Origin of the sequence: Bradyrhizobium sp. UNPF46 (genome assembly GCF_006658625.1) — a bacterium.
GTDB lineage: Bacteria > Pseudomonadota > Alphaproteobacteria > Rhizobiales > Xanthobacteraceae > Bradyrhizobium > Bradyrhizobium nitroreducens.
The window spans coordinates 22,802-31,699 of sequence record NZ_LFJB01000025.1 but is presented as its reverse complement, the minus strand read 5'-3'; the positions used below and the strand labels follow the sequence as shown (position 1 = coordinate 31,699).

Genomic DNA, 8,898 nt, shown 5'->3' with positions numbered 1-8,898 from the left:
TGTATGGGGGGTGCCCGCCGGTACTTCCAGTGGATTGACCTATGACGTCTGAGAGCGATGGCATCAACCTCGCAGCTAAACCGAGCGGAACGGGTTGCGCGGACTGTTCAGCGGCAGGCGGGTGGTGGTTTCATCTCCGCAGATGTGCCGAATGCGGCCACATCGGCTGCTGTGATGCGTCGCCCAACCAGCATGCGTCGAAACACAACGCGGTGACAGGTCACCCTGTTATCACGAGCTTCGAGCCGGGCGAGCGATGGTTTTACGACTATCGGACGGGAGAGGCTTTCATCGGCCCGAAGCTTCAGGGCCCTCAATCCCATCCGTCGGATCAGCCGGTGCCCGGGCCGGCCGGCGCGGTGCCTCCGGACTGGCAAACGTTGCTGCATGAATAGGGGGTAGGCTGTAGGATGGGTAGAGCACCTGCGAAACCCATCATCCTTCAAGTTGGATGTTCGTCGATGGGTTTCGCTGCGCTCTACCCATCCTACGGGCTATCGTGGCGGGGATCGCGAAACGTCCAGTATGTAGGGTGGGCAAAGCGAAGCGTGCCCACCACTCGCAGCGAGGATAAAATGGTGGGCACGGCGCGCAAAGAGCACGCCATGGCCACCCTACGGCGCCACCCATCTTTTAGGCGCCCGTTCGTTCGTGCGCTCCTTCGAGCCGGTGAATGCTCTACGATTACGGCCTCTGCATGAAGTCACATCTTTTGCTTAGTGCCGTGCTCTTCAGCGAACTTTGCGAATTGTTGGATCGACAGTTTATAGAATTTGTGGCTGCCCTTTGGTGCCCAAAGCACACCGCTCGGCTTTACCCTGATCGTGCCGACGATCTTGTCGCCGTCATTCATCTCGACAATCGTGAAGTCTTGGCTTTCTGCCCGCTTGAATGCGTATGCCATAAATATTCTCTTCAATAGCGCTGGGCGAGATTGCCCGTAGCGATCGAAGAGAACATCAACCCTTGGTCGTGCCGTCAAGGCCGTGTTAACTACCGCTAGGGACGTACTTTCGCTGCCTGATCAGCTTCAGCCCCCGCGCTAAAACTGATATCTCCGCAGCCCCTCCCCATCCACCGGGATCACCGTCTCCGTGATGTAGCGCGCTACCGGCGAGGCCAAGAAACACCGCGAGCGCGGCCAGATATTTCGGCTCGCCCCAATAGCCGACCAGAATCTCTTCCTCCGCAAACCGCTCGCGGTCCTCCGGCGGGTAGTTGCGGCGGATCTGTTCGCTCATGATGCGGCCGGGTGGGATGCAGTTGATGGTGATGCCGTGCTCGCCGATCTCGCGCGACAGCCCGTCGGATGGGTAGAGCACTTGCGAAACCCATCGCGCTTCACGTTGGACCCTGTCGATGGGTTTCGCTGCGTTCCATCCGTCCTTGGCTAAGGTTTTGAGCACCTCAGCGCGATGTGGCGAGCGGAGTCCTTAAAGTCATGGCTTGCAAAAATCTGCGTCTTCGTTTGAGATGAACTCAACCGGAGGTCGTCATGGCACGCAAGCTTTCCAAGAGAAAAGCATCAGCGGAAGTCTCTGCGAGAGTGAAGGCCACCGCTCAGGTAGCAGCCATAGCAAAATATGAAGTCAGAAAGAACATCACGGAGGTGGTCCCACCCGATGTAACGAGGGCCAAGGCAGGAGCATGGCTTACACTCATCTCCCCGATAACCCAATGGGCTGGGTTGAAAGGCGATCAGCTTGCTCACAAGCGAGATCTGCTTCGTCTTCAACAAGAAGAATCGCTATACGAAATTGCAAAGCGCGCTCGAGAGAAAATTGCGTCTAGCAACTTTGTCCCTCAGGCTGTTCCGAACAAATTCCTTGTTCCGTTTCTTGAGAAAGCCTCTTTGGAGGAACCAGGCAACGAGCTAATTGAACTCTGGTCGAGCCTCCTTGCATCTGCTGCGACCGAGTACGATCCGCATTACATTCATTTTGCAAATCTGATTTCACAGATGTCAGCGAGGCAAGCAAGGTTGTTCAGCGAAACCGTAGGTACGGATGAGGCATCTTACTTGGAAGACACGCTATTTGATCTGCAAACCGAGTTCCTAATCGACTTCATTCAGAACTGGGTACAAGACGCCCATTCCCGTCTCTCACCCAACCCGACGCACATCGATGAGATGTGGGCCATGATCCAGCGGGACCTTCACCAAGTCGGGCTTGCGGTGGAGCACGTGGAGTTGGAGGATGGTACGAAAGAAATGAGTGACGATGACGAACATCGCCACGGACATATCAAAGAAAGTCCATACCAAGACGCATTTGAAACTGACTTTGCTATCCTAGATGCCATTCGGCTGCTCAAGTATGTGGACACCGGTTACTTCGTCGTCGCCGACAGGTGGAGAGTCAAGGTGATGTGCTACTACGTAACTGCTTTGGGTCGAGAATTTGCCAAGGCTTGCGGAATCGTGAGTTAGGCGGGGGTATCTCACCCGCACAAGCGTGCATATTGTTTTGTGGCCCTCAGCCGGCTCGTGAGGGCAGGCCGGCTCTGTTCGGTGCAGAATCAGAGCGAACGCGGCAGGTTTTCGCGGCCTGATCAAAATCAGCCCTCCTAAAACTGATACCTCCGCAGCCCTCCATCCACCGGGATCACCGTCCCCGTGATGTACCGCGCCACCGGCGACGCGAGGAACACCGCAAGCGCGGCGAGATCCTCCGGTTCGCCCCAATAGCCGACCGGAATCTCCTCCTCGGCAAACCGTTCGCGATAATCCGGCGGGTAGTTGCGGCGGATCTGCTCGCTCATGATGCGGCCGGGCGGGATACAGTTGATGGTGATGCCGTGCACGCCGATCTCGCGCGACAGGCCCTTGGCCCAGGCGTGCACCGCTGCCTTGGCGGCGAAGGCGGCGTTGAGGCCCTCGGGCTCCGACTTGCCGGTGATGTTGACGATGCGGCCCCATTTGCGCGCGATCATCTGCGGCAGCAGCGCATGCGCGATGCGGCGGTAGCTGGTGAAGTTCAGTGCGATCGCCTCGTCCCATTTGCTGTCGGGCGCATCGACGGGCAGGGGGCGGCTGCCGCCGGCATTGTTGACGAGGATGTCGGCATGGCCGAGCTCCTTCACCGCGAAAGCGGCGATCTTCTCCGCGGCGTCCTTGGCCATCACGTCCTGCTCGAGCGGAATGATCAGTCCACCGCCGACCTCCTTCACCAGCTCTGCGAGCAGGTCGGTGCGCCGCGCCACGCCGACGACGCGCACGCCTTCGGCGGCCAGGCCCTTGGCGATGGCGCGGCCGATACCGATGCTTGCGCCCGTCACGACAGCGGTTTTGGATTTGAGCCCGAGATCCATGGTCACACGCTCTCTTGTTTGCTTTTGCCTGTTTCTGTTCGTTTCCTGCCCGTCCCGCCGGCCTTGCGAATTGCCTGAGCGGGACGAGCAGTGGTAACGAAGAGCCACGGTGAAGGAAACACGAAAAAGAAAAGGGCAGAATCGATGGTCTGGGATCCGCAGCAATATCTGAAGTTCTCCGGCCACCGGCTCCGGCCCGCCGTCGACCTCCTGATGCGGATTCCGGATTTTGGCCCGCGCGAGATTGCCGATCTCGGGGCAGGGGCCGGCAACGTCACCAAGCTGATCAAGGAGCGTTGGCCGGAGGCGAGCGTAACCGGCGTCGAGGGTTCGGCCGAGATGGTCGCCGCCGGCCGCAAGGCCGCGCCCGACGTGGAATGGTCGCATGAAGATCTCGGACATTGGCGCCCCGCCAGGCAATACGACCTGATCTATTCCAATGCCGCACTGCACTGGTTGCCCAATCATGCGGCACTGTTTCCCTCGGTGATGGAGAAGGTGAAGCCTAGCGGCATGCTTGCGGTACAGATGCCGCGCAACTTCCTGGCGCCTTCGCACGTGCTGATCGGCGAGACCGCGCTCGATGGTCCGTGGCGCTCCAAGGTCGAGCACCTCGTCACGCCGCCGCCGGTCGAGGGGCCGGCCTACTACCATGATCTTCTCGCGCCGATGTCGGCCAATATCGACATCTGGGAGACCGAATATCTGCAAGTTCTCGAAGGCGAGAACCCGGTCAAGGAATGGACCAAGGGGACCTGGCTGACGCGCTATCTCGACGTGCTCGAGGGCGACGAGAGAAGCGCGTTCGAAGCCGCCTATGGCGCGCGTGTGGCGAAGGCCTATCCCAAGAATGCGGCAGGGCAGACCCTGTTCCCGTTCCGCCGTCTGTTCATGGTCGCCCAGCGCAAGGATTGATGCGCTGCCGCAATGCGACATAAGCGCTCGTTCCCTGGGACGAGCGCGGGAGCGAGGTTGCATTAACTGCGCTCGTCAAGATAGCTTGGCTGCGGCAAATTGGGCTTAGGTCTAGTTGTTCGGCTTGCGGATTGCTGCCACTACTCAAACCGGAAAACAAAAAAGCACCCGGTTTGTCTGGGGTTGTTGGGGAGGTCTTCATGCGCAAACTGCTTCTTGCGGTCGCGGCGGCCGCGCTGATTCTCGCTCCTGCCGTTGCGCAGGCCCAGACGCCGATCGTCATCAAGTTCAGCCACGTCGTCGCCAACGACACCCCGAAAGGCAAAGGCGCGCTGAAGTTCAAGGAGCTTGCGGAGAAATACACCGACGGCAAGGTCAAGGTCGAAGTGTACCCGAACTCCACGCTCTACAAGGACAAGGAGGAGATCGAGGCGCTGCAGCTCGGCTCTGTGCAGATGCTCGCGCCCTCCACCGCGAAGTTCGCGCCGCTCGGCGTCAAGGAGTTCGAAGCGCTCGACCTGCCCTGGCTGTTCAAGGACGACCAGACCTATGCCAACGCGATGAAGGGCACGGTCGGCAAGTGGCTGTTCCAGAAACTGGAGGCCAAGGGCATCATCGGGCTCGCCTATTGGGACAATGGCTTCCACATGCTCTCGGCCAACCGCCCCTTGCTGAAGCCGACCGATTTCCAGGGTCTCAAGTTCCGCATCTCCGGGTCGAAGATCGCCGACCAATATCTCCGCATCATGGGCTCGATCCCGCAGATCATGGCGTTCTCCGAAGTCTACCAGGCTCTGCAGACCGGCGTGGTCGACGGCTGCGAGAACACTGCGTCCAACTACCTGACGCAGAAGTTCTACGAGGTGCAGAAGGACATCACCGTATCCTATCACGCGCACCTGCAATATGCCGTCATCGTCAACTCGAAGTTCTGGTCGGGTCTGCCGCCTGATATCCGCACCCAGCTCGACAAAGCGATGGCCGAGGCGACCGACTACACCAACTCGATCGCGCGCCAGGAGAACGAGGACGCGCTGGCCGAGATCAAGAAGACGGGCAAGACCACGCTTCATTACCTCACCGATGCCGATCGCAAGGCATGGCAGGAGGCGATGCAGCCGACTTACAAATGGGCGAAGGGCCGGGTCGGGCAGGAGGTGCTCGATCTCGTCGCCAAGGAACTCGACGTCAAGATGAACTGACGGCCGCGGCCCAACAAGAACAACAGCAACGGTCGGGGGTGATCGCACTCCCGGCCGTTTCGCTCTTGAAGGGACGAGCCAATGCTGGGGGGACCAAGTTGCTGCGTGTGCTGAATCGTTTTCTCGATCATCTCGAGGAATGGCTGATCGCGACGATGATCGCGGCCGCGACGTCGCTCATTTTCGTCGCCGTGCTGCACCGTTACGGGGCCGGGCTGTCGATCGACATCGCCAAATGGGCGGAAGCCCGCAACCTGACCTTCCTTGCGGTCCCCATGCGAGCCGCGTTCGTCTGGCTCGCTGCGCTGGACCTGTCCTGGGCGCAGGAACTCTGCATCTACATGTTCATCTGGATGGCCAAGTTCGGCGCCGCCTACGGCGTGCGGACCGGCATCCATGTCGGCGTCGACGTGCTGGTCAACATCCTTCCCGGCGGATCGCGCCGGCGCGTCATCACCTTCGGTCTTCTGTGCGGCGCGCTCTTCACCGCCATCGTCGCCTATTTCGGCGCCGCGTTCGTCGGCCAGATGTGGCAGACCGGCCAGCAGTCCAACGATCTGGAAGCACCGATGTGGATGGTGTATCTCACCATCCCGCTCGGCTCCGGCCTGATGTGCTTCCGCTTCCTGCAGGTCGCCTGGTCGTTCTATCGCACCGGCGAGCTGCCGCATCACGACATGGCCGGCGTCGAAGGCGTCGAGGTGGACCCGGTGCATCCGGCGCCGGTGACGCCCACCCAGGTGGTCCGGGACGAGCGCAGCCCGCTCGGCTGGATCCTGATGTTGCTGCCGGTGCTGATCGTCGCCCTGTGCTTCGCTCATTCGGCTCACGTCATCACGCTGCCTCAGGGCCTGCGCGTCGTCATCGTGTTCGCGCTGCTGCTGTCCTTGATGCTGACGGGCATGCCGATCTCGATCGCGCTTGGTCTCACCGTGCTCAGCTTCATGTTCACGCTGACCGACGTGCGAACGGAATCGGTGGCGCTGAAGCTGTTCACCGGGATCGAGAATTTCGAGATCATGGCGATCCCGTTCTTCATCCTCGCCGGCAATTTCCTGACCCATGGCGGGGTGGCGCGGCGGATGATCACCTTCGCAACCTCGCTGGTCGGCCATTGGTACGGCGGTCTGGCGCTGTCCGGGGTGGTCGCCTGCGCGCTGTTCGCCGCGATTTCGGGCTCCTCGCCGGCGACCGTGGTGGCGATCGGCTCGGTGATCCTGCCGGCGATGGTCGCGCAAGGCTTCCCGAAGCGGTTCGGCGCCGGTGTGATCACGACGTCGGGCTCGCTCGGAATTCTGATTCCGCCGTCGATCCCGATGGTTCTCTACGCCGTCTCGACCAACAGTTCGGTGGGCAAGCTGTTCATCGCCGGCATCATACCGGGACTCGTGCTCGCGTTCCTGCTTGGAGCCACGACCTTCTATCGCGCCTGGCGCAACGACTATCCGCGGATGCCGAAGGCGACGTTCATGCAGCGCGTCGATGCGTTCCGCAAGTCGATCTGGGGCATCCTGCTGATCGTGATCGTGATCGGCGGCATCTATAGCGGCCTGTTCACGCCGACCGAGGCGGCCGCCGTCAGCGCCGTCTACGCCTTCATCGTCGCGGTGTTCATCTACAAGGACCTCAAGCTGCGGGACGTGCCGAGGGTGCTGCTGTCGTCGGCGAACCTGTCGGCGATGCTGCTCTACATCATCACCAACGCCGTGCTGTTCTCGTTCCTGATGACCTACGAGAACGTGCCGCAGGCGCTGGCGCAATGGATGATCGACCAGGGCCTGGGGTGGATCGGCTTCCTGCTGCTCGTCAACCTCCTGCTGCTGGTGGCGGGCAACGTGATGGAGCCGTCCTCGATCATCCTGATCATGGCCCCGATCCTGTTTCCGGTCGCGGTCAAGCTCGGCATCGACCCCATTCACTTCGGCATCCTGATGACGGTCAACATGGAGGTCGGCCTGTGCCATCCGCCTGTCGGCCTCAATCTCTACGTGGCCTCGGGCATCGCCAAGATGGGCATCACCGAGCTCACGGTCGCGGTGTGGCCGTGGCTGCTGACGATGCTGGGATTCCTGGTGGTGGTGACCTACTGGCCGGGCCTGTCGTTGTGGCTGCCGAGGCTGCTCGGGATGTAATGTGGGCGAAGATCACGCATGGCTAACGCGCGGTTAACCCGCGCGCTAAAATGCTGGCGTGGTGCGACGCACCCCTTTTTACGGATATGAGGTAGGACCATGCCAGCAGATGGGAGCTGGCATGTTCTTCGACAGAATGGAATCCGGACGGGCGTCGATTTCCGATGCCGTCTATCTGGAAGTCATCGGGGGCCTTCACGGCACCACGATGCCGAACATTCTCGCGGCCTCCTGCCTCGCAATGGTCGGCGCGATCACGACCTACGAGACCGGAGACATGGTGACGGCGATCCTGACGGTCGCCGGTGTCGTGGTGGCAATCGTCCGTCTGCTCGAGATTCTTGCTTTCCGTCGTCGTCTCACGCGTTCACCGCAACTCGGTCGGGTCGAGGCCGCGACCTGGGAGCGGCGTTATATTGCCGGCACCGTCGCGACGGCGTTGGTGCTTGGCGTGTTCGCCGCGCGCAGCATCGTGCTGGGCGATGCGCTCTGCTCCGTGATGGCGATCGGGATCGGATTCGGCTTCGGTGCCGGCGTGGTGGCGCGGCTGGCGCTGCGTCCCGTCGCGGCGCTGCTCGATCTGGTCGCGATCGCCGGGCCCACCGCGATCGTCACGTTCATGCAGCCGGATCTGCGCCACGTCGGCCTCGGGCTCCTCATTCTGATGTACGTGGTCGCGAGTTTCGAGATGGTGCGGTTGAGCTTCAACGCCTCGATCAGCCAGATCACGCTGAAGCGGAAATTCGAGCAGCTCGCGCGCTCGGATTCGATGACCGGCGTATCCAACCGCTCGGTGCTGGCGGCGGATCTGCCCCTGATGCTGTCAGCCGGGATGGTTGCGGTCCATACGCTCGATCTCGACCGCTTCAAGGAAGCCAATGACAGGTTCGGCCATCCCGCGGGCGATGCGCTGCTGAAGCAGGTCGCCGGGCGGCTCAAGGCGCTCGTCACGCAAGACGACCTGTTGATCCGCATGGGGGGCGATGAATTCGTCCTGGTCCAGAGCGCGGCGGCTGATGCGGAGGCGATGGCGCAGCGCATCGTGCAGTCGATCAGCGCGCCGTACGACGTCGACGGACAGGTGATCGAGCTTGGCGTCAGCGTCGGCGTTGCCGTCGCGCCGGACGACGGGCGCACCGCGGAAGCGCTGCTGTCGCGCTCCGACAAGGCGCTGTACCGGGCCAAGCAACATCGCGGCGGCTATGTGCTGGCGCGGGAATTGCGGGTGGCGGAGGCGGGTGTTGCAACGGCGGTGACCGAAGGATTGACCGCGCAAGCGGCATAGACGGCGCCACCTTCTCCCATAAAGGGAATGGGGAAGAAAAGGCCATTGTCCT

9 protein-coding genes and 1 pseudogene are annotated in these 8,898 nt (G+C 61.4%); 7 read left to right on the top strand and 3 right to left on the bottom strand.

From position 1 onward, the window contains the following. Positions 1 to 41 precede the first annotated feature (41 nt). Positions 42 to 395 (top strand): UBP-type zinc finger domain-containing protein, encoded by a 354-nt coding sequence (locus tag UNPF46_RS11325; RefSeq protein ID WP_142250061.1) that lies wholly within the window; start codon positions 42 to 44, stop codon positions 393 to 395. A gap of 308 nt (positions 396 to 703) precedes the next feature. On the opposite strand, the gene UNPF46_RS11320 is transcribed toward UNPF46_RS11325, so the two are convergent. Together UNPF46_RS11320 and UNPF46_RS11315 are read right to left on the bottom strand one after the other, a co-directional pair. Beyond that, a complete protein-coding gene (locus UNPF46_RS11320) occupies positions 704 to 904 on the bottom strand; it encodes a hypothetical protein (protein WP_142250060.1) in 201 nt (66 codons plus the stop codon). A gap of 85 nt (positions 905 to 989) precedes the next feature. Beyond that, complete coding sequence (locus UNPF46_RS11315; RefSeq protein WP_246668635.1) at positions 990 to 1,322, bottom strand: Rossmann-fold NAD(P)-binding domain-containing protein; 333 nt, start codon at positions 1,320 to 1,322, stop codon at positions 990 to 992. A 173-nt stretch (positions 1,323 to 1,495) separates the two neighbouring features. On the opposite strand from UNPF46_RS11315, the gene UNPF46_RS11310 reads away from it, so the two are divergent. Next, positions 1,496 to 2,431 carry an Abi-alpha family protein gene (locus tag UNPF46_RS11310; RefSeq protein ID WP_142250059.1) on the top strand — a complete coding sequence of 312 codons (936 nt, stop codon included), beginning with the start codon at positions 1,496 to 1,498 and terminating at the stop codon, positions 2,429 to 2,431. 137 nt (positions 2,432 to 2,568) lie between these two features. Here UNPF46_RS11310 and UNPF46_RS11305 read toward each other — a convergent pair whose 3' ends face one another. Next, positions 2,569 to 3,312 (bottom strand): SDR family NAD(P)-dependent oxidoreductase, encoded by a 744-nt coding sequence (locus tag UNPF46_RS11305; RefSeq protein ID WP_142250062.1) that lies wholly within the window; start codon positions 3,310 to 3,312, stop codon positions 2,569 to 2,571. Positions 3,313 to 3,456: 144 nt separating this feature from the next. Here UNPF46_RS11305 and UNPF46_RS11300 point away from each other — a divergent pair, with 144 nt between their 5' ends. The 5 genes and pseudogenes from UNPF46_RS11300 (at position 3,457) to UNPF46_RS11285 (ending at position 8,846) form a co-directional block, all read left to right on the top strand. After that, positions 3,457 to 4,227 (top strand): methyltransferase domain-containing protein, encoded by a 771-nt coding sequence (locus UNPF46_RS11300; RefSeq protein ID WP_142250058.1) that lies wholly within the window; start codon positions 3,457 to 3,459, stop codon positions 4,225 to 4,227. A gap of 200 nt (positions 4,228 to 4,427) precedes the next feature. After that, a complete protein-coding gene (locus UNPF46_RS11295) occupies positions 4,428 to 5,429 on the top strand; it encodes a DctP family TRAP transporter solute-binding subunit (RefSeq protein ID WP_100175828.1) in 1,002 nt (333 codons plus the stop codon). Beyond that, positions 5,327 to 6,064, top strand: a pseudogene (locus tag UNPF46_RS38620) (TRAP transporter small permease); the annotation flags it as partial. The gene UNPF46_RS11295 and the pseudogene UNPF46_RS38620, both read left to right, overlap by 103 nt. Before the next feature lie 216 nt (positions 6,065 to 6,280). Next, on the top strand, positions 6,281 to 7,561 hold the full coding sequence (locus UNPF46_RS38615) for a TRAP transporter large permease (protein ID WP_246668636.1): 1,281 nt from the start codon (positions 6,281 to 6,283) through the stop codon (positions 7,559 to 7,561). Positions 7,562 to 7,682: 121 nt separating this feature from the next. Further along, positions 7,683 to 8,846, top strand: coding sequence for a GGDEF domain-containing protein (locus UNPF46_RS11285; protein ID WP_142250056.1), 1,164 nt, complete (start codon positions 7,683 to 7,685; stop codon positions 8,844 to 8,846). The last annotated feature ends 52 nt before the right edge of the window (positions 8,847 to 8,898 follow it).